The following is a 21,472-nucleotide window of genomic DNA, read 5'->3' on the forward strand; positions in this document are numbered from 1 at the left end:
CTCACCTCTTCCACGTTGGGTAAAGTCGAGGACGAACGGATCCGTACTCGCTCTGATTTCATCTGGAGTACCGATGACGACCAATTCGCCATCACGCATCAAGGCGATGCGATCCCCTAGTTTCATCGCTTCTTGCATGTCATGGGTCACGAACAGAATCGTCTTCCCGAGCTCATCGTTCAAGCGTTTAATATCATCTTGAAGCTGACCTCGGCTAATCGGATCGAGCGCCGAGAACGGTTCATCCATCAAGATGACTTCTGGGTCGGCTGCAAGCGCCCGCAATACGCCGACGCGTTGTTGCTGTCCACCGGATAGTTCCGTTGGCTTTTTCACTCGCAAGACCGGATCCAGCCCTGCAATGTTCATGAGTTCGGTCACGCGGTCCTTCGTCTTCTGTTTCGGCCATTTCAATAATTCGGGAACGACAGAAATATTTTCCTCGACCGTTAAATGAGGGAATAAGGCAATTTGTTGGAGCACATAACCGATGTTGCGTCGCAACTCGTATATATCGAATTGATAAATCTCTTTCCCGTCGATGAGGATTTTTCCATCTGTATGGTCAATCAGTCGATTCACCATCTTCATCGTCGTAGTCTTCCCGCACCCCGATGGCCCGATTAAGACAAAAATCTCTCCTTTACGGACTGTCAAATCCAAGTCTTTGACGGCTAGCGTCCCGTCTTCGTAGCGCTTGGACACATTTTGAAATTCTATCAACTCTACCCCTCCTCGGCTCGTAACTTTTTCATGAAAGTCAAATATTAGTTTGCCCGTTTCCAACGTTTGTTAAACAATCGGACGTGCTATCTGGTGCGTATGACCACTGCCGATAAGTAAAATCATGAAACAAGGCACAAAAAAAGGTCCTCCTGAAGGAGAACCTGCTGTTATGGAAGTGTAATCGTGATGTGGCGACGACCCCAGTTGATGGCCTCGTCTTTCGTATCGACGAGCAAGTCGACGATATTTCCTTTGATGCGTCCACCCGTATCCAAGGCGATCGCTTGACCGACACCTTCGATTTGAACAATCGTTCCAAGTGGAATGACAGCTGGATCGACGGCGATGATACGCATGCCGTTATAGAAAATCGAATCCGTGACATCATGACCGGTTGCCGTCAAGACGCGGCCCCCGTATGAGCCGTTATCGGCTGCATCGTTCGTGTACGCCGTCGACTCGGCTTGAATGGAGCGTCCTGTCGTCGAGACTGGAGTTGCAGTCGTTGTCGACACCGTCGATTGCTTTTTCGAAGTTGCGGCTTGACGTTTCGCTTCTTCTTGTCGTGCCTGCTCGGTAGCGACACGTTTTTCTTCGGCCAAACGTTCTGCTTTTGCTTCACGCTCTGCCTGCTCTCGCTCGGCTTTCTCTTCGGCGGCACGTTTTTCTTCCGCAATCCGTTTCGCTTCAGCCACACGTTTTTCTTCCGCGATCCGTTTCTGTTCGGCTAGTCGTTTTTCTCGTGCAATCTTTTGTTGGCGTTCTTGCTCGATCGCTTTTCGTTCCAATTCAAGTGGGTTTTGGACAATTTTTTGTTCCGTCCCAATCCCGATTTGGGCGGCATCCGCCGTCGCGGCAAACGCGAACGTTCCCACCGCCATAAGTAGGACAGTCATCATATATTTTAAGGAATGCATAATCAATAGGTCAGCACCTTTCTCGTCATCTAACGAACAGGAGTTAATTTACCATGTCCGTCCGACCCCGAGAAGGGATTTTGATGAAGTGAAATATTTCTGACACATCGACTCTCTATCGGTTACAATCTGTAACATTTACGTGGAACATAGCTCTACCAAGCGTTTTAATAAAAAATTACAGATTCGTTACAACATATAGTGTAACAAATCTGTAATCTGATTGTCATTCTGTTTCAGCTTCGGTCGAGCGCAAATCGTGAGGTCTTACCATGCCCCAAGGTGCCACGTCGACGTCCACTTCGAACGTCTTCGCTCCTTCGATTGCTGATGTCTCTTCCTCAGCGACACGATACGAACTCATATCATCAATATATACTTGGCGGTCGTAATAGTTGGCCCGAGTGCCTCCGAAAAACGGCCGTGAACTGACCCGGTCAATGGTCGCATATCCATCGTCCCCCGTTTTGAATGAGACGTATACTGTCCCTGACTCGACATCTTGTCTTCCTTCGAACGAGTCATACTCCAAATAGACGAAGTCTCCGAAAAACGGGTCGTACGGTTCGTAGGAAGTCGCTTTGAACGTATATGTCTCACCGAACCAGGAGACCGCATAGACGAGCAGTATAAACCCGACGGCTATCAACACTTGCACAATCGGTACTAGCCAAGGCGTCAATCGTTTCATGTCTGAGCATCCCCTCTCGTAGTACGACTACGGCTGCGCCACCACAAGGCGAGCGACAATGCGAAGACGATCAATGCTCCGATGAGGAAGAAAAGTGAAATATCGAGTTTATCCCAAACATAGATGAAGTAGATCGTCATTTGAACGAGCAAGAAATAGATGAAGGCGAGCACGATCGGTTTGCGATTATGGTCTTGATAGACGAGATAAGCGAGGGCGACCGCTTCAAGCAGGATGGCCAGCAAGATGCCCGAATCCTCGAACAATGAGAAGGGGATGACGGCGAGCAGGCTGACCCACATCAAATCTGGACGTCGGTGCAACAAATAGACGGCGACGAGGACGACCGAAAGGATTGTCGCCTCGATGACCGACGGCGTTCGTTGCGACAACCAGCCTTCCGTCGCATTAATCAAATAGCCGATTGATAGGACGGCTGCGACGAACAGGTACAGATAGTTCCATTGGGCCCGCTCCTGATAAACGAGAAACAAGACGTGTAGCGCAGCGAGTGTCCATAGCGGCCAAAAGCGGCCTTCATAGTCGGCGTACTGACCAATCGTGATCAATAGGCCGTAGAAGCCGAACCAGGCGAAAATGCGATCGAGCTCGTTGTCCCCATAATGGAACCAGACCCACGTCACGATCAATCCGAACGCAATCAACGTGATGCCGATGCCTTGAAAACTATTCGTGATTGCCAAAAAAGCAGCGAGTGCGGCCAAGAACGTGAAAATCGGATGTTTGAAAATCAATTTGTGCATGACGGCGACGGCAAGGAATAACCAGAATAAGAACGGAATTTGCGAGGAAAGATTATACGTCGAGAAAATGACGATCATCGTGGCGACGAAAAAGGCGACGCCTAACAGTCGGAATAGCGTGACATAGCGTGACGCTTTCACTTGCAGGCGTTCGGCGGTCACATACATCCCGACCATAAACACGAGGAAAATGGCGACTTTCACAAGATCAGGAATCGCTTGCCAATTGGCCGCGACAAAACTGAATAGACTAAGTGCGAGCAAAATCGATCCGATAATCACAAGAATAGGCGGTTTGTGCTCACGTTTGTCACCGACCGCCAACTTCTTATGTTCATACTCGACCAAGCGCTGACCGGTCACTTCATCCAGTAAACCGGCCTCTTCCCATTCACGAACTTTTTTGTCAATGGACACCTGAATCATCCCTTTCGATTAAAAGGTCAGCTGGCGCGTTCGATCAATTCCAAATCTTTTTTCAGTAAAACTTGCTTCTCGAATTCGAGACCAAGCTGTTGAAATTCTTCCATGATGGAAACGTCCCCGATGACCGTATTGGTCAATACGGCAGTCACTTCTGCGACCCAACCTTCACGAGTTGACTTGACGATATCACCCACAACGAATTCTACAGACACAACCATTCACTTCCAATCTTAAATTTGTTTCTATCATTATAACGAAATTATATCGGTTTGAATACGTTTTCTTTAAGCCGTTTAATAAATTGTGTCAAAATTTTCCCAGTCAATCCCCAAATAATGTAGTGTTCATGTTCATAAAAAGGTTCTCTCATTTTAATTACCCGTTTTTCGTACGCTTTAGCATTCGCCATCCGGTCAAACGGAATATTTTGATCAGGATTCATCGTCCATTCCATTTCGCCGTGGAACGGGTCGAGCAACAGCAACGTCTCGACCGGGATTGAGAACAGATGGTCGACTTCATCGGTGTGACGGACGTCAGGGATTGTCGGAATCACCCCCACGAACGGATAGATCAGTTGCCGATGTGGCGTCGCGAGAGGTTGCAGGCGACCGATCACTTCAATCTCTTCCATCGCGAGCAATAGCTCCTCACTCGTCTCACGAATAGCCGCTTCGACCGGGGTCTCGCCAGGATCGAGACGGCCGCCCGGGAATGAGATTTCTCCAGGCTGGCGCCGCATCGTATGGGCGCGCACTTCAAAGATGACATGCCACGCTCCATCGACCTCGACCAAAGGAATCAACACGGCAGCCGTCTGTTCATAATTCTCTTCCATCGAAAAACTGTCACGCAATTGTTGTTCCGTGATCCACGATTGTTTCATGTTCTCCACCTCATTCTCTATGTTTCTACAGTTCCACCGTTGTCTCCTCGTTTAAACGCATCAAATGTCGGAAATATCATTATTAATGATAGGAGATGGTAGATGTGGTGGACAAACAAGTTGATGTATTGATTGTCGGGGCGGGCCCGACCGGACTCACGCTCGCGCTGACGTTAGCCAGATATGGAATCTCATTTGAAATCATCGATCGCAAGACGACACCGTCGAACAACTCCCGCGCCATCGGGATTCAACCTCGGACGATTGAAGTCTTCTCTCGTCTCGATGTCGCCAAAGAAGTGCTCGACCGGGCGCGGACCATCGAGAAAGGAAATCTATATTTTTCAGGACAATGGACGGCCAAGCTCGAATTCTCCCGTCTCGTCACGCCCTATCCGTTCGTGACGTTGCTCCGTCAAAACGAGACCGAAGCAATTCTCGAGGCGGCGTTAAACGAGCACGGGCATTACGTACAGCGTGGCGAAGCGCTCGTGTCACTGACTCATTACCCGTCTCGTGTGCTCGCACATTTGGAGTCAGACTCAAACCGGACAATCGAGGCCAAATATGTCGTGGCGGCCGACGGAGCGAACAGTTCGATTCGACGCATGCTCGCTCTGCCGTTCAGCGGAAAATCGTTCAAGGAATCGTGGGTGCTCGCCGACATGAAAGCCAAATGGAACATCTCGCGTGAAGAGGTGCATATTTTCTTTTCGGACCGCGGTGTATTGGAAGTCTTCCCGCTCACGGACGACACGATTCGCATCACCGGCAATCTCGCGAGCGATGAGTCGTTCAGCGAGGCGGAATTGCGTGAGTTGATCGAACAGCGCAGCCATATGGATGTCGAAATCGACGAGGTCGAATGGTTCTCATTGTTCCGGGTCCATAACCGCATGGTTGACTCATTCATTCACAATCGCGTCATTCTCATGGGTGACGCCGCCCATATCAATTCACCTGTCGGCGGACAAGGGATGAATACCGGCATCGCCGATTCGTTCAACCTCGGCTGGAAGCTGTGGCTTCATTTGAAGGCGGGTGCCCCGTTCCGCGTCGTCGATTCGTATCGCGATGAGCGCGAGCATGTGGCCCGTAACGTCCTGCAGACGACGAACGTGGCGACCGAAGTGTTACAGACAACGCTCCCAGTCCTCCTGCCGTTCCAAGCACTCGGCGCCGACGTCTTCACGCGCGTCAATCTCATCAACCAAAAAATCACGGAACGGATTGCCCAGCTACACTTGTCGTATCCTGGACATTCCCGCGTCCCGTTTTTACGCGTCACCGAAGGCAAGATCTTCCCGGAGATCGAGATTATCCGGACGGACGACGGACTCCGCACGAAGATTTCAGAAGTCGCCGACGGTCGCTTCCAAGTGCTCGTGCTCGACGACGATAAACGGGATGCGAGCGCGTTGTATGACTATTTGAACGATTATCAATCGTTCTTCCAAATCATCACGCTGTCGAAGACGAGCCGTCCCTTCTTCGATCAAGGCAACGAGCTCGCGAAATCGCTGTTCATGAAACGCGGCGTCCTCGTCATCCGTCCGGACGGTTATCTGCTCCACAAGCAGCGGCATCTTCGCCCGGAAGCGCTACAAGCGACAATGGCAGCATGGTTGCCGTCCCTATGACAAAAGCTCCACTCGGATTTGAGTGGAGCTTTTGTTTACGCTTGATTGTAATAAAGCGTCCCTGGTTTCGACAGCGTCAAGTCATAAAACGCCTCGAACGCTTCGATATCTTCCAACTTGCGAAAATCAACTTTGTCCGTCTCTTCATTCGGGATTGCGACGATGATGCCATCATCGGTTTGTTTGATCATCCCGGTCTGTCCATTATGGATGCGAATGTAGAGCACGTGCTTGTCTTCTAGCAGCGTCACGGCTTCGCGACGCGATTGAATCGTTGTTTTCATAGTCATCCCCCACTTTCTTTTGAGTATACCGGTCCATCGTTGTTGCTTTCAAGCGGTTGCGCCCTTAAAATTATGTAAAGAAGGGGTTGAACGCTTTGAATTTGGAAACTATTTTAATTATCGTCTTAGGCATCACATTCGTTGTGCTCGTCTCAATCCGCGCCGTCCGCAACTTGCAGTGGGTCCGCTTCGGTGAGGCGTTTGGCAAACAAGGCGAGGCGCTGTTGGACGACTATACGTACTTAACAGAACAAGGCATCACGTGTCGCGTCGAGCACGGTTTGCCGACCGGCCGCCTGTTCCGCCCGCTCGCCAAAAACTTGGACGACCGGGTCGCCTTGTTCGTCCATCGCAAAGACGAACAGAAGGCTCGACAATTATTGAAATGAAAACGACGCTGAAACTACAGCGCCGTTTTGTCAGGCTGTAGACATAAACATCGTCTGCAGCCTTTGTATTTGTCCGACCGGGCACAAGGAGTTTGTATTTTTACCACTTTCTCGCTTCCTATAACTTTTTGTTGTCGGCTTTGTCCCCCAGTAATCGTTCTAAAATTAATACGTAGACCAAAGCAACCAGGATTCCCAACGTACCTGGCAGAACAGCAATAATGGAGTCAGCTAGATATGCTACTGGGATTAAGGAAGTCAATAGAGATTTCACACCGAACAGCACCATCAGGGACGTAAGCAGAACAAGGGTCACCGTTCTCTTCTGCGTGCTCCCAAAAAATTGACGTCCCTTCTTCTCTCCCTTCGTCATCCCCAGCCAAGATAACATTCAGAAAACCTCCTACAATGAAAACGGCGCTGACTCTTCAGCGCCATTTTCATTTATGTACTTGCCGCTCCGAGCAATAGTAGGCGATGTGTTTAATCGTCGCCTCAGACAACAGCTCGAGCTTCGTCTTCGTGATGACGTCGTCAATCACATCGAATGTCTCGGCACAGTTCGCTTTGATGCGTTCCACTTTGAGACGTGGTGTCTCCGGGAATATTAAAAATGACGTGACGGGGACAGCTTGTCCGCATTGCCTCTTCAAGACGCTCCGGGCATGCTTCGTCATCCGCTCAAGCTCTTCCATCGGATGCGGATAGATGTTTTTCCAACCGAGCGGTGTCTCGAGACGACAATCCCGGTTCGTCATATGGACGGCCGACGTCGTCCGGTTGATGCGGACTAAAAAGACGCCTTTCGGTCCGACCAACACATAATCGAGAACGTCATCGCCGAGCTGGACGTGTTCAATCATCATCCAATCAAAGCGACACGTATGACGAATGATCTCAACGATCTCGTCCGTGTACGATTTCGGTGGTGCGATGACTTCTTCTTTCGTGCGGAACAAGCCTTTCGTCTGTCGTTTCTCAGGTTCTTTCTTGACGGCCGTCAATACTTGTAACATCTTCTCCACCTCCTCCCTTTATTCGCTTGGACCGACCTGTTTTCCGAAGACGGCCTTTTCTAAATTCGAGATGCGTCGCAACATGTCATAGTTCGACGCGACAGGCTGGGCCGGTTTGACCGGTTCTGCTGCTTGTTCGTTCGAACCGCGACGAAGCGACTCGTTCTCTTGGCGCAACCGTTCGATTTCTTTCGTCATCTTCTCGTAATCGCGGATGACGACGTCCAAAAACTGGTCGACTTCTTCTTGTGAGTAGCCACGGAGGGCTGTCTTGAATTCTTGTTTATAAATGGCTTCAGCTGTTAGTTCGGTCTGCATGATTTTCACTCCCAATGTTGTTCCCATTGTTTTTCTTCTTCGATTACACGTAACTCTTCCGGCGTAATCAAGAATAACTCCATCTGGTGTTTTCGTTTAGCCCCTTCGACGAGAAAACGAGGGCTTCCCCCCGTCTCTTCGTCATACAGCGTGATTAATCCTGCTGCTTTGTCCAAAAAGAAGGCGGTTTTTGCGCGCAATTGGCTCGGGTCCTCGTACGGACGTTGGGTCAGCGGTTCAAAAAAGTCAGCCTCGAGCTGCAAGCGGATGAACAGTTCTTGTTCAAACGGCTTGTACTTCTCTTCCATCTGTAAAAAAGGTGGAAACACGGCAATTTTGATTGGATAAGATTCTCTTAACTCTAACAATACTTCTCCAGCCCACAATTCACAACCGTTCGTGCCACTAAAGATGAACCATTCGGCCCCACGCTCGATTGCTTCCATTATTTTTCGCTCGTAAGCTTCTTTGATGATATCGATGCCAGGATGGTCGGCTTTGAAGATGCCGAGCTCATGTGGACGATATCCTGTGATGGCGACAACTTTCATGACCGCTTCCTTTCTAACCGATTCATCCGATGACGGAGTGCCCGCATCTCGGTAAAGGCGGTCTGTCGAAGTACCGTCTCTTTCCGTTCCGAGAGCGTCAGCGCCTGCTCGGTGAACGTGATGGCTCGGTTGATGTCTTTTTGATGATGTTCGGCATATTTCGCGAGCTCGACGAATGCCTCGACCGTACCGACCTGTTCGAACAGCGGCAACGCCTGCTCCATCTGGCCGGTCCGTTTCAACAGCAGGGCTTGACGCATCAAGGCACGTTTCGTCGGCTGTTCAAGCCGCTCATATTCTTGAAGCGCCGCCTCGGCATTACCGAGATCGTTCAACCAGTGGGCCCGCTCTTCCCCGAACGGCGTCTCATCAGCTTCGACGAGATGACAGAGCCGTTTATAGAGCGAGACGAGACTCAAACAGTCGGCATGGTGGTGTTCGATGACGGGCTGGATGATATCCGGTTCCCGTTCTTTCACGTATTGAAAATAGTGCATCGGCGCCAAAAAGCCGGGCATGTCGTCCGTCCGGGCATGACCGAAATGGGCCTCGACCGCTTTGAGCGAGACCGATTCAAGCGTCGGTTTCAACAGACGACGTGAGGCATGCAACAAATCGACGTGGCCGACGGCCGGGAGCGCCTTCACTTTCGAACGGACGAACGTATGCCTTGTTTTGATTTGGGGCCAGTCGAACGACTTGCCGTTATACGTCACGAAACGAACCTCGTCGCCGATGTCATTCAAGAAGTGATAGTAGAACGCGGTCTCGAATGCCGGGTGCGGCAACACGTACTGAATCATCTCCAGATGATCGTCTTGGAAGCGCGCGAAGCCGATTAAAAAGATTGAGGTGCCGGAGCCGCGAAGCCCGGTCGTCTCGGTGTCCATGAACAATACCTGTTCGGATGGCACATCGACTTGAAAGAACGGATGGGTCGATGTCGCGAGCGAGGCTTTCGCCTCTCCGAACGTATAATCATGATACGTCTCATCGAGTGGATAAATCTGTTTCAAGCGGACGCACCACTCTTGTTCGAACGTCAAAATCTCTCCGCCTCGGGCCCGCCATTTCGCTTGCTCGACGTCGTCCGGCGTCACGGTCACCTGTTTCGGTTCATTCGTTTTAATGAGTCGTGATAGTTTTGCTTTCATATCGTTCCTTTCAATGCTTGCAACTGTCTGACGACCTGCTGTTTAAAGTCACCGTAGCCAATCATTCCGACACAGCGCGGACAACCGCTCTCGCACGGACAATCGTCGACCGTTCGAATGGCCGCATCCAAGACCTCATCGGCGTCGCGATAAAGTGCTTCGCTCAGCCCGATGCCGCCCGGATAACGGTCATATAAATAAACGGTCGGTTTATTCGTATGGGTCGCTTTCATTTGAATCGTCGTGAACAGATCAAGCGTGTCACACATCAAATAGAGCGGGGCCAGGCGTCGCAACAGATCGCTGACCGCCTCGAGCTGGTCTTCCATGTCGGCCTCTGAATAGGCGAACCGTTCGTCGAGCGTAAACCATGTCGCGGTCGTATGAAGTTCCCGCTCCGGCAAGTGAATCGGTCCGGAACCGATATTCTCATGCGTCCCGAACTTGATTTTCTTGAACAGGGTCGCCATCGCGATGACCGACACTTCCCCAAACGTCTTCACGCCGGTCGTCTTGTTCTCTTCCAACACTTTCAGTTCGACTGCCAAATTGGCGTCCGTATAGTAGTCGACGTCGACGCGTCGGACGTACGCTTTCTTCTCTTCGAAGTCGAGACGTTCGACTTGATACTGCTCGGCGCCATGTAAATAGATGGCTTCGTCGTGGAGCAATGTCATCGCGCTGAACGTATCCATCTCACCGATGACTTGGTTCTTCGCGGTTTGATCGACGATGACGACGTTCTCTTGGTCACTCGTCCGAAGCGAGATGTCATGGGCGGGGAACGCATCGGTCATCCAATAATATTTATCGGCCCGTTCGTGCAAAATGTGGGCGTCCGTCAAAAAATCGAGAATCTCTTCCGTCTCGACTGTGCCGAACCGCTCCCCTTTCTGGAAAGGCAGTTCGAAGGCGGCACATTTCATATGGTCGACGAGGATGATTAAATTGTTCGGGTCGAGACGAGCCGCTTCCGGAGACCGGTCTAAAATCAAATCGGGTTGTTCGACGACGAGTTGGTCGAGCGATGACGATGAGGCGACGAAGATGACGAGCGCCTCGGAATGACGGCGTCCGGCCCGGCCGGCTTGTTGCCACATCGAGGCGACCGTGCCCGGATAACCGTTCAACACACACGCTTGCAATTGGCCGATATCGACGCCGAGTTCAAGCGCATTCGTCGAGACGACGGCCTTAATCTCCCCGTTACGGAGCCGGCGTTCGATTTCGCGACGCTCCGATGGCAAATAACCACCCCGGTATCCGACAATCGATTTAGGACCAAGCTCGCGCCGCGTCAATTCTTGTAAATACGTCAACAACACTTCGACCCTGACGCGTGAGCGGGCGAAGACGATCGTCTGGATGTCCGCCTCGACCAGTTTGGAAGCGATACGCTTCGTCTCGAGCGTGGCACTCCGGCGAATACCGAGCGCTTCATTGACGACGGGCGGGTTATAGAAAATCAAATGCTTCTTGCCTTGTGGCGCCCCGTTATTGTCGACGAGGACGACGTCTTCTTCCGTCAACAGTTCAGCCAGCTCGACCGGGTTGGCAATCGTCGCCGACGTCATAATCCATTTCGGATGACTCCCGTAATAGGCGCAAATCCGTTTCAGGCGGCGGAAGACGTTGGCGACATGGCTGCCGAACACGCCGCGATACGTATGAAGCTCATCGACAACGATATACTCTAAATTCTCGAACAAGCGAATCCATTTCGTATGGTGCGGCAAGATGCCGGAATGTAGCATATCTGGATTCGTGATGACGATATTGCCGGCGTCCCGTACTTTCGTTCGGGCTGCCGGTGCCGTGTCGCCATCATAGGTGAAGCAACGCAAGTCGCCCTCGAGCGCTTCGACCATCTCCATCAAATCGCTGTTTTGGTCTTGCGCGAGCGCCTTCGTCGGATACAAATAGAGCGCCCGGGCGTTCGGTTGTTCAATCATTTTCGACAGGACGGGCAGGTTGTAACAGAGCGTCTTCCCGGATGCGGTCGGTGTGACGATGACCGTCGAGTTCCTACGCGACGTCTGCTCGATTGCTTCGGCTTGATGAGTGTACAGTTGTTCAATTCCCCGGCCATGCAGCACCCGGACGAGATCTGGCGGCAGACTCGACGGAATCGGTGCGTAGCGGGCCGGTTTCGCCTCGACCGTATGCCAATGTGTCACGTTTTGAGAAAAGCCCGGGTCGGTCTTGAGCGTATGGATCATTTCTTCCACGGAACGTTTTTTCCGCATGAGGTTCACCTTCTTTACGATTTCGAAGGTGCGAGTCGCTCCACGATAGCTTTCACTTCGCCGATTCGTTCATCGCGTACGAGCCGATGGACAGCAGGTAAGCGCAGCACAGCCATTTCTTTGAAGGCGTCGGCGACATGTCCATTCTCTTCTTCGAGACGAATGATCGCATCGTCATACAACCGTTGCGTCGACCGTCCGAACAAGACGATGGTATGTAGCTTTGTGCATTTCGAATGGACGGCTTGCAAATGTTTCGTGTAACGCTGCACCGCTTTATGGTAGTCTTCATGCGTTGCGAGCGCTTGACGCTTGCCCCGCAGAAGTTCTGGATAGAATGGTTCGTCGCCGAGGAACATCGTCTCGACGCCGATTCGTTTCAAATAAGGATGGCCACTGGCCTCGGCTATCGCTTGATCATCAATCAAACGTCCGAACGGAATCGACTCCTCGACGAGCAATCGGCTCATTTTCAAGCCGTTGATACCGTGTAACGGAAAACCTAAATCATCGTCTTGCAGTCGGTCGATCACAAACAACACTTTCATCTTGCGTTTCAGTGAGAGTTGTACCATGTGTCACCATCCTATTCGCTTTCTTTTCATTATAGCAAACGAAACAGAAAAACAGGGCGCTGATGTCGCCCTGTTTCCTGTGAATCTGTTTTAGTCACGACCACCGTTGCCATTCCCGTTGCCGTTACCTCGGCCATTCGAGTCTGTCGATTGACGGCTGACGTCTCCGTTCGAATCCGTTTCGCCATCAGTCTCGTCTGCTGGCGGTTCTTCTTCGGTCGGTGGTTCCGTGTTCTCGTCTTCGGTGTTCGTGTCGTTCCCGTTATTCTCATTGTTACCATTATTGTTATTACCGTTATTGCCATTATTATCGTTGTTCTCATTATTTTGACCATCGGTTTGATCGCCTTCTTCTTCAGGCGACGTCTCTTCCGTGGCTGGCTCTTCTTCCTCTTCGGCCGGAGGCTCCTCGCTTCGTTCGACGGTATACGTAGTCTGAAGCGGGCTCGATTGTTGATCTCCGACGAGCGCGTTCGTCGCGTTGGCGACAATCGTGAACGTCGTCTGCCCTGAAGCGAGATCAGCGATGGCGATGCTCGTGTCCTCGGTTGTCCCGACGACACGCTCGCTTCCGTCCGGACGTTTTTCGGTCACCGTGAACGAAAGTCCTTGGTAACCTGCAGCCTGCACCCCTTGAGTGTCATACGACCACGAGAGTGTACCCGTTCCAGTAGGCACATCATAGTCAATCGATGCGCCGGTCGGAGCGGCCAATTTATCCGGCTGTAAGTCTTTCGGTTTCGTTCCTTTGACGTACAGCTCGTTGCCGAGCGAGAGCACCGACTCCGGTTGCTGGAAGCGGTCCGGTTGACCCGTCGCGTTCGTCACTTGCTGCATCATATACTCGAAGTAGTACTGGGCGTAGTTCGGTTTAAACAACGATACTGGTACGTCATTTGCACGGCCCGTCCATACCGAAATCGAGTAATCAGTCGTATAGCCGGTGAACCATTTATCCTTCTCGTCGCCTTTATCATCGTTCGTCGTTCCGGTCTTACCGGCGACGTCCCATGGGAACGCGCCAGGCTCATACGTCCCGTTCGAACCGCTGACGACGTCACGGAGCATGTCCGTCAACATATACGCCGTATAGTCTTCCATCGCCTGCTTCGCCTTGATCGGCGAATTGATCGTCGAGCCGTCGTTGAACTCGATTTTTTGAATCAAGTGCGGCTTCGTGTACATCCCGTTCGTGCCGAGCGCAGCGTAAGCGGCTGCCATTTGCGTCGTACTTGCTTCCGCCGTTCCGAGTGCGTTCGAGGCGTTCATCTCGTCGCCTGACATCGATGGCTCGATGCCGACGTTCTCGACGAACGATTGAATCGCTTCTTGACCGAACTCGTCCCGCACTTCATAGAAGGCACGGACGGCCGGTGTGTTACCGGAAATCGTCAAGTAGTAGCGCATCGTATTGGCACCGCGGAATCCTGTGTAATAGTTTATAGGTTTATAGTTATCGCTGTCGTCAAACGCTTTATCGATTAACACTTTCCCGGTCGACCATTGTGCGTTCTCGATCCCTGGACCGTAATCGAAGAACGGCTTCGCCGTCGAACCGATTTGGCGTTTCTCCCGTGAATAATCGCGGTAGGTTTTATCGCCTTGTTTCGCTTGTTCACTGTCGATGACGGCGACGATTTCACCCGTCTTCGTGTTCAACACCGTCGCCCCCATGCGGAGATCTTCTGGGAACGCACCATTCGGAAGGTTTACGTTATCGTTCTTAATGTCGCTATTGAACTTCGTGTGCAAGTCTTTATTGATTGACGTGTACACTTTCAAGCCAGTCCCGTAAATATCTGCCTGCTCGAGACCGTAGTCTTCTTCGAGCTCGGCTTGGACGCGGGCGTAAATCGAACGAGTATACGTCTCTTCTTCTGTTTCTTCACCAGGCGAGATGACGTCGGCGATCTCGACGTCAAGCGCCTGGTTGTATTGTTCTTCCGTGATGTGACCGTCACGCTTCATCGCCGAGAGCACTTGCTCTTGACGGTAACGCGTGAGCTCCTGGTCCCCGTTAATCGGGTCGTAGGCACTCGGACGTTGCGGGAGACCGGCCAAAATGGCCGCCTCTTGATAGTTCACTTCCGATACCGGTTTATTGAAGTATCGTTTCGAAGCCGTTTGGACCCCATATCCACCTGAACCGTAGTAGTTCTTATTCAAGTACATCTCTAAAATCTGTTCTTTCGTGTACTCGCGTTCAAGCTTGATGGCGAGCCACTGCTCTTGCAGCTTGCGCTTCAATTTCTTGTCGGTCGACAAGAACGATTGTTTGACGAGCTGTTGCGTGATCGTCGAACCACCTTCGGCCCCGAAGCCGTCGGTCACGTTCGCGAGCACGGCGCCACCGATGCGACGCAAGTCGACCCCGTTATGCTCATAGAAACGACGGTCCTCAATCGAGATGACCGCTTGTTGCATCACTTCCGAGATATCGTCAATCGAGACGTACTCACGAATTTGACCGCTGCCTTCAAGCGGCTCACCTTCAGCCGATAACAGCTGAATCGGGTACGTATCGACCAATTTCTCTTCATCGAGCGGTGGTGCTGTCGCAATCGCATACGCGGTGTATGCGCCGCCGGCGATGACGCCGATGATGAATAAAATCCCTAAAATCGTTATGATGCGTCGAAACTTCGACTTCTTCGCTTTTGGTTTCGGCTTTTTAGCCGCTGGTTTACGTTTATTGCTCGTCGTGTCTTGCCGACGTGCCATCCGACTTCGTTCCATTCATGCTTCACTCCTTCTATTTCAATCGAGCCATGCTTCAATCGCCGTCAAATAATCGATGGCCGGCATCGCTCGGGTTGGAACTTCAATTGCTTCTTGCTCGATATAGGAGAGCGGAATCGACTTGCGTCCCGATTCGCGCTGTTCCCACCAAACTAATAATTGCTCCGTCGATAACACATATTGCGTATTATAGCGGCTAAACCGAATGATGACAAAACAAATCCCTCCATGCCGCTCACACTCACGCATGTGGTGGATTTGGTGGTCGTGGAAGTTTCCGAGCGGAAACGACGTCTTATTGTTCGTCTCTTTTGCCTCGAAATCGATATACTTGCCGCGATACACCCCATTATAATCGGTCGTCGATGCTTGCTTGAAATACGCCTCGGTCACTTTCGCCGCGCTCCGTTTCGGATAATCGACTTTCACGATTTGCAGCGGCGTCGGTTTCTTATGGATGACCGCCCGACTGTGGAGCCGATAAAACTCGTTCGTGTCGTTCAGCAGCGTCTCGAGGTTCATGCCTCGGTTCGCATACGTCTGCGGATTCGATCGGGCCGGCCCAGCCGCAGGTTGCGGCTTTTTTCCGTTTGGATAATGGAACAATGTCGTCACCCCTAATATCTAGTTTAACAGGTTCGCCCAGCCGTTCCTTCCGTCTGAAGTCTGATTGTCGAGTTCTGTCGCTCGACTCCTGTGTGGATTTTCCGCAACCCATATCGTACCAAACTCCCGTATGTTAAACTAGTATGTAGTGCATTGTGTAGTCAAATTGACACGACCTTGTTACGGAGAAGCTATTTATTTTTCTGAAATAAGTCTTCTACTTATTAGCCATAATCAGGGCGGAGTAAACGCAGATTGACGGAAGTTTCTAAAAAGTGTGCAATAAATAGTGTAAACCAAGGTTGATAAACAATTAGCAGGCCCGCTTTTATAAGCAGTAGAGCCATGGTTGGAGGAGTAAGATGGAAACACAAAAGAAGTATGTCATGTTCGTCGACGAGACGGGGACGCCAAAGGGAAACACGCAATTCAACCTGACCGGTGTATTGATGGAATATAAATATGCGATTGATGCCGACGAGGCCGGCATGCCTTGCGAATTGAAGCGTCGGTTACACGCCTTCAAACGCGACGTGTTCAAGACAGAAAATATCCCGCTCCATTTAAAAGAGATTTTAAAGGCTGAGCACCCTTACGGGAAAGAGGATGGCATCACAATCGATATGCTCCGTGATTTCTGGAACAAGTTGCCTGATTTCTTGCGCGATATCGACTGCACGATCGTCAGCGTCGAGGTCGATAAACAAAAACTTCATGACTTCTACTCGACACCGAAAGACCCGTACGTCGTCGCGTTCGCTCACTTGATGAAATCGTTCTATGCGTTTTTGGAAGAGACGGAAGCCGTCAGCGCCCGCGTCGTCTTGGAGTCACGGGATGACTATCAGAACTTGCTCATCCAAAAAGCGTTCTTCGATATCTTCAATTCGGGGACGGTCCATCTCGACGTCGAGAAGAGCCGTCAAAAAATCAAAGGCTTCATCTTTTCAGAGAAGCAGAACACGGTGTATCAGTCGGGTCTCGAAATCGCTGACCTCGTCTGCCTCCCGCTCTCGCGCGTGCGCCGCGGCGTCATCGAAGTAAAACCACGGTTCGTCCATTATGGGGATGAGAACCGCATCTTCAAAGCCATCAAGGACAAGATTTACATTCGTAAAGAAAGTCCTGACCAAGATTTCCGCAACTGGGGATTCAAAAAAGTACCGATCACGAAAAAGCGCCGCGAATGGAGCGACCATCCGTGGAACCACTAAAAACTGCCTTGCCGATTATTCGGCAAGGCAGTTTTTTCGTTCATTGTCCGGTCGCTTGCTTGGACTTCATTCGTTTTTTCCCTTCGCGGCACATATCGAGCAGCGGACATGTCTCGCAAGCAGGACGTTGCGCTTTGCAGTGATACCGGCCGAAGAAGATGAACTGGTGATGGAGCTGTGACCATTCTTCGCGCGGGAACTTCTTCATGAGCGTGTCCTCGACTTGACGGACGTTATCTTTCCAACGACAGATACCGAGACGTTTCGAGACACGCTCGACGTGCGTGTCGACGGCGAATGCCGGTTCGTGAAATGCGACGGACAAGACGACGTTCGCCGTCTTCCGTCCGACGCCAGGCAACGCCTCGAGCGATTCGCGATCCGACGGGACGATCCCGTCGTGACGTTCCACGATTTGCATCGAGAGCGCCTTCACGTTTTTCGCCTTGTTCCGATATAGACCGATGCGCTTGATTAACGCCTCAATGTCGGCGACGTCAGCAGCGGCCATCGATTCGACGGTCGGATACGCCTCGAACAGACCAGGCGTCACTTTGTTGACGAGTGCATCGGTCGCCTGCGCCGATAACGCCACGGCCACGACAAGCTCGAACGGATTACGGTGCGTCAACTCACAGTGGGCGTCCGGGAACATGCGACGCATCGTGTCAGACACTTCGGTCAATTGGGCTCTCGTCAACATCACTTTTTCCTCCGTTGATAATCGACGAGGTCCTCGAGTGACTCGACGTTGTGGTCTTGCCACACTCTGAGAATCTTGTCCATATATTTAAAGTTGCGTACGTTGCGAAGCTTTGCTTCCCGAAGCGCGGCCATAATCAGCTCTTCACTGAAGCCGTCCTCGGTCAACCAACCGACAATCTGTTCGATCTCGAACGGAGTGATCGTCCCGAATTCGCGCTCAAACGTATGAATGATGCTCTCATTCAACGAATGGGTCGACGTTTCCGATGTCGTCCCGCTCTCGAGCGCAAGGAACAACGGGAGCAGACTGTATCGTTCAACCTCGGTCGACGCATCGATGGCGATCAACTCTTTTTGGAGCAAGCCGAGCAAAACGGAACGAGCCTCGCTTTCGGCCACGTTCATTCGGTCTCCGAGTTCGCTCGGAAGCGGCATCTCAATACCTTCCCCTGTCATCTCAAGCAAGTGGATGACGAGATTGAACTCGACCGGACTCAAGTTGAGGCGACGCGCCTCCGTGAACAGTTTTCTCGGAACGACGACTGGATTTTGTTCGAACAGCTTGATTAGATTATGTGCATCCATGTCGCACATCCTTTCTAGACAAATCAATCGGGGAAGACGAAGTCATCCCCGATTGGCGATTATGGGTGAATGCGGTTCAAGAGGCGTGGGAACGGAATCGCTTCGCGGATATGCTCGATACCGCTAATCCAGGCGACCGTACGCTCAAGGCCAAGACCGAAGCCAGAGTGCGGGACCGACCCGTATTTGCGGAGTTCGAGGTACCAGTCGTACGCGTCCGTCTCATCGAGACCTTCTTTGATGATTTCTTCTTTCAACCGGTCGTAATCGTCTTCACGTTGCGAACCGCCGATAATCTCGCCGTAGCCTTCCGGTGCGATCAAGTCGGCACAGAGGACGAGTTCCGGGTTTTCCGGATCGACTTTCATATAGAACGGCTTGATGTCTTTCGGCCAATGTGTGATGAACACCGGGAGGTCATGCGCGTTGGCGATGGCCGTCTCGTGCGGGGCACCGAAATCGTCGCCGTACTCGATGTCGTCGAAGCCTTCGTCTTTTAAGAACTTGATCGCATCGGTGTAACGGACACGCGGGAACGGTGCTTGGACTTTCTCAAGTTTCGACAAGTCGCGTCCGAGCAGTTCCAATTCGTTGCGGCAGTTTTCGAGCGCCGATTTGGCGATATACGAGACGTAGCGCTCTTGGAGCTCGAGGCTCATGTCGTGGTCGAAGAATGCCATCTCCGGCTCGATCATCCAGAACTCGATCAAGTGGCGGCGCGTCTTCGATTTCTCGGCCCGGAACGTCGGTCCGAACGAGAAAACTTTGCCAAGTGCCATCGCGGCAGCTTCCATGTATAGCTGGCCCGTTTGTGACAAGTAGGCCGGTTGTCCGAAGTAATCTGTCTCGAACAACTCAGTCGTTCCTTCCGGTGCACTCGACGTGATGATTGGTGGATCGATTTTCACGAAACCTTCTTGGTTGTAGAACTCATACGTCGCCCGAATCAATTCGTTACGAACTTTCATGATCGCGTGCTGGCGACGCGAACGGAGCCAAAGGTGACGGTTGTCCATCAAGAACTCGGTACCGTGCTCTTTCGGTGTGATCGGATAGTCGATTGATTCTGCAATCACTTCCATCGCCGTCACTTCGAGCTCGAAGCCGAGCGGCGTGCGCCCGCCGTCCGATTTGACCGTACCGGTGACCCAGACCGAAGTTTCTTGCGTCACGCCTTTAGCGAGCGCGAACAACGCTTCGGCTACATCGGCTTTGACGACGACGGCTTGAGCGAAACCGCTCCCGTCACGAAGTTGAAGGAAAGCGATCTTTCCACTCGAACGTTTGTTGGCGATCCAGGCTCCGACGCGGACCGTCTGGCCTTCGTAATCTTTAAATTGGCTGATTGAAATAGTTGTCATATCCATATCCATCCTTTCGCTTATCGAGCTTTACGTGTAATGAAGTCTTCTACTCGATCGAGCGCTTCTAATACCCGTTTCAATTCTGTTGCATAAGACAAGCGGACGTAGTCGTCCTGTCCGAAACCTGAGCCTGGAACGAGGGCGACAAACGCTTCGCCGAGTACGGCCTCACACCATGCGTCGACCGAGTCATATCCGCTCATCAATGCCGCCTCTTTGGCGTTGGCATATAAGTAAAATGCGCCTTGCGGCTTCAAGCATGTGATGCCTGGGATGGCAATCAAACGCTCATAAACGATCTCGAGTCGTTCCGCGAATGAGACACGCATCATCTCGACGTCGTCTTGTGGTCCGTTATACGCTTCGACCGCCGCCGCTTGGGCGATTGACGTCGGGTTCGATGTCGAGTGCGATGCGAGGTTCGTCATCGCCTCAATAATCGTCTTATCGCCGACCGCATAACCGATGCGCCATCCGGTCATCGCGTGTGACTTCGAGACGCCATTGATGATGATTGTCCGCTCCAACATCCCTGGAAGCGTCGCGATTGAGACGAACTCCGCATCGCCGTAGACGAGTTTCTCATAAATCTCGTCACTGACGACGAGCAAATCGTGTCGTTTGATGACGTCCGCGAGTGCCGACAGTTCGGCCTCGGTATAAATCATACCGGTCGGGTTCGACGGACTGTTCAAGATGACCGCTTTCGTCCGTTCCGTGATGGCCGCCTCGAGCAACTCTGGCGTCAATTTGAACATCGTCGACTCATTCGTATCGACGTACACCGGGACACCGTCCGCGAGCTTCACTTGCTCCGGATAGCTGACCCAGTACGGTACCGGGATGATGACTTCGTCGCCTTCATCTAAAATCGCTTGGAACAATGTATAGAGGGCATGCTTCGCACCTGAGGCGACCATGACCTCCGCACGCGTGAACGTCAAGTTGCTGTCGCGCTTCGTCTTCTCGATGATCGCGTCTTTCAATTCGACCGTCCCGCCTGATGGCGTATACTTCGTGTCACCATCGCGCGCGGCCTGACAGGCTGCCTCGATAATGCGTTCCGGCGTATTGAAGTCCGGTTCCCCGGCGCCGAGGCCGATGACGTCTTGTCCCGAAGCCTTTAACGCTTTCGCTTTCGCTGTGATGGCGAGTGTCGTTGAAGGTGTCAACTGCTTTACACGTTGTGCCAATAGATGTTCCACAAAAACTCCCCCTTGGTTTCGTTACGAGTCCGTCAATTGGACCCGTCGAATAAATTCGCCCGCTTGGAGCGTATAATACGAATACGTATACGATGCGCCCGATTTCGTCACGACCTCAATCAAGGCCCGTTCGTCAAACCCGTATTTACAGCTGACGAGTGACCCGCCCGTTTCTGCGACCGATTCGGCACAGACTTGATCTAAGTCGACCGACGCGATGTCACGCGTCACAATCGGCAACTTGTCATCGACTGGCACGAACTGGACTTGATCCGTCTCCTCGAAGACGACGTACGGTTCCGTCCCGTTATACAGCTCGGCCCGTTCGATGTTGACGGACGGTTGCTCGGTCTCGAGACGCTCGCGTGCCGCCTCGATCATCTTGTCTTTCGTGCGCTCGGTATGACCGACCGTGAACCAATAGATGCCACTAAATACGATGACGACACCGATGAGTGCCGTCATGAACGC

Annotated in this window: 23 protein-coding genes and 1 pseudogene; 3 read left to right on the forward strand and 21 right to left on the reverse strand. The window is 51.9% G+C overall.

Annotation, left to right across the window (positions count from 1 at the left end):
• Nucleotides 1–6: 6 nt before the first annotated feature.
• The 6 genes and pseudogenes from KNP95_RS06225 to KNP95_RS06250 all read right to left on the reverse strand — a co-directional run.
• Nucleotides 7–723, reverse strand: a pseudogene (locus KNP95_RS06225) (ABC transporter ATP-binding protein); the annotation flags it as partial.
• A 170-nt stretch (nt 724–893) separates the two neighbouring features.
• Nucleotides 894–1,607, reverse strand: a complete 714-nt coding sequence (locus KNP95_RS06230) for a 3D domain-containing protein (protein ID WP_251138499.1) — start codon at nt 1,605–1,607, stop codon at nt 894–896.
• Nucleotides 1,608–1,869: 262 nt separating this feature from the next.
• Entirely contained in the window at nt 1,870–2,334 is a 465-nt protein-coding gene (locus tag KNP95_RS06235) for a GDYXXLXY domain-containing protein (protein ID WP_214799546.1), read from the reverse strand.
• On the reverse strand, nt 2,331–3,524 hold the full coding sequence (locus KNP95_RS06240; RefSeq protein WP_214836186.1) for a DUF2157 domain-containing protein: 1,194 nt from the start codon (nt 3,522–3,524) through the stop codon (nt 2,331–2,333). The genes KNP95_RS06235 and KNP95_RS06240 overlap by 4 nt, the downstream gene beginning before the upstream one ends.
• A gap of 17 nt (nt 3,525–3,541) precedes the next feature.
• A complete protein-coding gene (locus KNP95_RS06245) occupies nt 3,542–3,742 on the reverse strand; it encodes a DUF2187 family protein (protein WP_138859537.1) in 201 nt (66 codons plus the stop codon).
• Nucleotides 3,743–3,783: 41 nt separating this feature from the next.
• The gene (locus KNP95_RS06250) at nt 3,784–4,362 is read right to left on the reverse strand and encodes an NUDIX hydrolase (RefSeq protein ID WP_483299317.1); all 579 of its coding nucleotides are present in this window, start codon (nt 4,360–4,362) and stop codon (nt 3,784–3,786) included.
• Between the two features lie 155 nt (nt 4,363–4,517).
• On the opposite strand from KNP95_RS06250, the gene KNP95_RS06255 reads away from it, so the two are divergent.
• Nucleotides 4,518–6,050: an FAD-dependent monooxygenase gene (locus KNP95_RS06255; protein WP_353048983.1), complete on the forward strand. Its 1,533-nt coding sequence runs from the start codon at nt 4,518–4,520 to the stop codon at nt 6,048–6,050.
• A 35-nt stretch (nt 6,051–6,085) separates the two neighbouring features.
• Here the strand turns inward: KNP95_RS06255 and KNP95_RS06260 are convergent, their stop codons facing one another.
• Nucleotides 6,086–6,334 carry a hypothetical protein gene (locus KNP95_RS06260; protein ID WP_021067240.1) on the reverse strand — a complete coding sequence of 83 codons (249 nt, stop codon included), beginning with the start codon at nt 6,332–6,334 and terminating at the stop codon, nt 6,086–6,088.
• Between the two features lie 95 nt (nt 6,335–6,429).
• Here KNP95_RS06260 and KNP95_RS06265 point away from each other — a divergent pair, with 95 nt between their 5' ends.
• Complete coding sequence (locus KNP95_RS06265) at nt 6,430–6,723, forward strand: hypothetical protein (RefSeq protein WP_021067239.1); 294 nt, start codon at nt 6,430–6,432, stop codon at nt 6,721–6,723.
• 118 nt (nt 6,724–6,841) lie between these two features.
• On the opposite strand, the gene KNP95_RS06270 is transcribed toward KNP95_RS06265, so the two are convergent.
• The 9 genes from KNP95_RS06270 to recU form a co-directional block, all read right to left on the reverse strand.
• Entirely contained in the window at nt 6,842–7,114 is a 273-nt protein-coding gene (locus tag KNP95_RS06270; RefSeq protein ID WP_214836192.1) for a hypothetical protein, read from the reverse strand.
• Nucleotides 7,115–7,163: 49 nt separating this feature from the next.
• On the reverse strand, nt 7,164–7,739 hold the full coding sequence (locus KNP95_RS06275; RefSeq protein WP_214719746.1) for an NERD domain-containing protein: 576 nt from the start codon (nt 7,737–7,739) through the stop codon (nt 7,164–7,166).
• A gap of 18 nt (nt 7,740–7,757) precedes the next feature.
• Nucleotides 7,758–8,057 carry a cell division regulator GpsB gene (gene gpsB, locus KNP95_RS06280; protein ID WP_021067237.1) on the reverse strand — a complete coding sequence of 100 codons (300 nt, stop codon included), beginning with the start codon at nt 8,055–8,057 and terminating at the stop codon, nt 7,758–7,760.
• A 5-nt stretch (nt 8,058–8,062) separates the two neighbouring features.
• Entirely contained in the window at nt 8,063–8,608 is a 546-nt protein-coding gene (locus tag KNP95_RS06285; protein ID WP_214719747.1) for an SLOG family protein, read from the reverse strand.
• The gene (locus tag KNP95_RS06290; protein WP_214836194.1) at nt 8,605–9,762 is read right to left on the reverse strand and encodes a ribonuclease H-like domain-containing protein; all 1,158 of its coding nucleotides are present in this window, start codon (nt 9,760–9,762) and stop codon (nt 8,605–8,607) included. Before KNP95_RS06290 ends, KNP95_RS06285 begins: the two co-directional genes overlap by 4 nt.
• The gene (locus KNP95_RS06295; protein WP_214836197.1) at nt 9,759–12,008 is read right to left on the reverse strand and encodes a DEAD/DEAH box helicase; all 2,250 of its coding nucleotides are present in this window, start codon (nt 12,006–12,008) and stop codon (nt 9,759–9,761) included. Before KNP95_RS06295 ends, KNP95_RS06290 begins: the two co-directional genes overlap by 4 nt.
• A 14-nt stretch (nt 12,009–12,022) precedes the next feature.
• On the reverse strand, nt 12,023–12,583 hold the full coding sequence (locus KNP95_RS06300; RefSeq protein WP_251138500.1) for a hypothetical protein: 561 nt from the start codon (nt 12,581–12,583) through the stop codon (nt 12,023–12,025).
• 90 nt (nt 12,584–12,673) lie between these two features.
• Nucleotides 12,674–15,319 (reverse strand): transglycosylase domain-containing protein, encoded by a 2,646-nt coding sequence (locus KNP95_RS06305; RefSeq protein WP_214836200.1) that lies wholly within the window; start codon nt 15,317–15,319, stop codon nt 12,674–12,676.
• Between the two features lie 21 nt (nt 15,320–15,340).
• Complete coding sequence (recU, locus tag KNP95_RS06310; protein ID WP_214836203.1) at nt 15,341–15,937, reverse strand: Holliday junction resolvase RecU; 597 nt, start codon at nt 15,935–15,937, stop codon at nt 15,341–15,343.
• A 353-nt stretch (nt 15,938–16,290) separates the two neighbouring features.
• On the opposite strand from recU, the gene KNP95_RS06315 reads away from it, so the two are divergent.
• Complete coding sequence (locus KNP95_RS06315) at nt 16,291–17,142, forward strand: DUF3800 domain-containing protein (protein ID WP_021067230.1); 852 nt, start codon at nt 16,291–16,293, stop codon at nt 17,140–17,142.
• A 40-nt stretch (nt 17,143–17,182) separates the two neighbouring features.
• Here the strand turns inward: KNP95_RS06315 and nth are convergent, their stop codons facing one another.
• The 5 genes from nth to KNP95_RS06340 are packed head-to-tail and all read right to left on the reverse strand — an operon-like array spanning nt 17,183 to nt 21,466.
• Entirely contained in the window at nt 17,183–17,845 is a 663-nt protein-coding gene (gene nth, locus KNP95_RS06320) for an endonuclease III (protein WP_214713755.1), read from the reverse strand.
• Entirely contained in the window at nt 17,845–18,432 is a 588-nt protein-coding gene (locus KNP95_RS06325) for a DnaD domain-containing protein (RefSeq protein WP_214836206.1), read from the reverse strand. The genes nth and KNP95_RS06325 overlap by 1 nt, the downstream gene beginning before the upstream one ends.
• Before the next feature lie 59 nt (nt 18,433–18,491).
• Complete coding sequence (gene asnS / locus KNP95_RS06330; RefSeq protein ID WP_214836209.1) at nt 18,492–19,793, reverse strand: asparagine--tRNA ligase; 1,302 nt, start codon at nt 19,791–19,793, stop codon at nt 18,492–18,494.
• Between the two features lie 20 nt (nt 19,794–19,813).
• Nucleotides 19,814–21,001 (reverse strand): pyridoxal phosphate-dependent aminotransferase, encoded by a 1,188-nt coding sequence (locus KNP95_RS06335; RefSeq protein ID WP_214832825.1) that lies wholly within the window; start codon nt 20,999–21,001, stop codon nt 19,814–19,816.
• A 21-nt stretch (nt 21,002–21,022) separates the two neighbouring features.
• Nucleotides 21,023–21,466 (reverse strand): hypothetical protein, encoded by a 444-nt coding sequence (locus tag KNP95_RS06340; RefSeq protein ID WP_235045185.1) that lies wholly within the window; start codon nt 21,464–21,466, stop codon nt 21,023–21,025.
• Between the last annotated feature and the right edge of the window lie 6 nt (nt 21,467–21,472).

It is taken from the genome of Exiguobacterium sp. s36, assembly GCF_018618345.1.
GTDB lineage: Bacteria > Bacillota > Bacilli > Exiguobacteriales > Exiguobacteriaceae > Exiguobacterium > Exiguobacterium chiriqhucha.

What these genes read in the sequence shown, in the direction of transcription:
- KNP95_RS06285 (WP_214719747.1), bottom strand. Translation starts at nt 8,608, where the DNA reads ATGAAAGTTGTCGCCATCACAGGATATCGTCCACATGAGCTCGGCATC.
- nth (WP_214713755.1), bottom strand. Translation starts at nt 17,845, where the DNA reads ATGTTGACGAGAGCCCAATTGACCGAAGTGTCTGACACGATGCGTCGC.
- KNP95_RS06290 (WP_214836194.1), bottom strand. Translation starts at nt 9,762, where the DNA reads ATGAAAGCAAAACTATCACGACTCATTAAAACGAATGAACCGAAACAG.
- KNP95_RS06295 (WP_214836197.1), bottom strand. Translation starts at nt 12,008, where the DNA reads ATGCGGAAAAAACGTTCCGTGGAAGAAATGATCCATACGCTCAAGACC.
- KNP95_RS06305 (WP_214836200.1), bottom strand. Translation starts at nt 15,319, where the DNA reads ATGGAACGAAGTCGGATGGCACGTCGGCAAGACACGACGAGCAATAAA.
- KNP95_RS06260 (WP_021067240.1), bottom strand. Translation starts at nt 6,334, where the DNA reads ATGAAAACAACGATTCAATCGCGTCGCGAAGCCGTGACGCTGCTAGAA.
- KNP95_RS06300 (WP_251138500.1), bottom strand. Translation starts at nt 12,583, where the DNA reads ATGGTACAACTCTCACTGAAACGCAAGATGAAAGTGTTGTTTGTGATC.
- KNP95_RS06230 (WP_251138499.1), bottom strand. Translation starts at nt 1,607, where the DNA reads ATGGCGGTGGGAACGTTCGCGTTTGCCGCGACGGCGGATGCCGCCCAA.
- KNP95_RS06275 (WP_214719746.1), bottom strand. Translation starts at nt 7,739, where the DNA reads ATGTTACAAGTATTGACGGCCGTCAAGAAAGAACCTGAGAAACGACAG.
- KNP95_RS06235 (WP_214799546.1), bottom strand. Translation starts at nt 2,334, where the DNA reads ATGAAACGATTGACGCCTTGGCTAGTACCGATTGTGCAAGTGTTGATA.
- KNP95_RS06245 (WP_138859537.1), bottom strand. Translation starts at nt 3,742, where the DNA reads ATGGTTGTGTCTGTAGAATTCGTTGTGGGTGATATCGTCAAGTCAACT.
- asnS (WP_214836209.1), bottom strand. Translation starts at nt 19,793, where the DNA reads ATGACAACTATTTCAATCAGCCAATTTAAAGATTACGAAGGCCAGACG.
- gpsB (WP_021067237.1), bottom strand. Translation starts at nt 8,057, where the DNA reads ATGCAGACCGAACTAACAGCTGAAGCCATTTATAAACAAGAATTCAAG.
- KNP95_RS06315 (WP_021067230.1), top strand. Translation starts at nt 16,291, where the DNA reads ATGGAAACACAAAAGAAGTATGTCATGTTCGTCGACGAGACGGGGACG.
- KNP95_RS06340 (WP_235045185.1), bottom strand. Translation starts at nt 21,466, where the DNA reads ATGACGGCACTCATCGGTGTCGTCATCGTATTTAGTGGCATCTATTGG.
- KNP95_RS06270 (WP_214836192.1), bottom strand. Translation starts at nt 7,114, where the DNA reads ATGTTATCTTGGCTGGGGATGACGAAGGGAGAGAAGAAGGGACGTCAA.
- KNP95_RS06325 (WP_214836206.1), bottom strand. Translation starts at nt 18,432, where the DNA reads ATGGATGCACATAATCTAATCAAGCTGTTCGAACAAAATCCAGTCGTC.
- KNP95_RS06240 (WP_214836186.1), bottom strand. Translation starts at nt 3,524, where the DNA reads ATGATTCAGGTGTCCATTGACAAAAAAGTTCGTGAATGGGAAGAGGCC.
- KNP95_RS06250 (WP_483299317.1), bottom strand. Translation starts at nt 4,362, where the DNA reads ATGGAAGAGAATTATGAACAGACGGCTGCCGTGTTGATTCCTTTGGTC.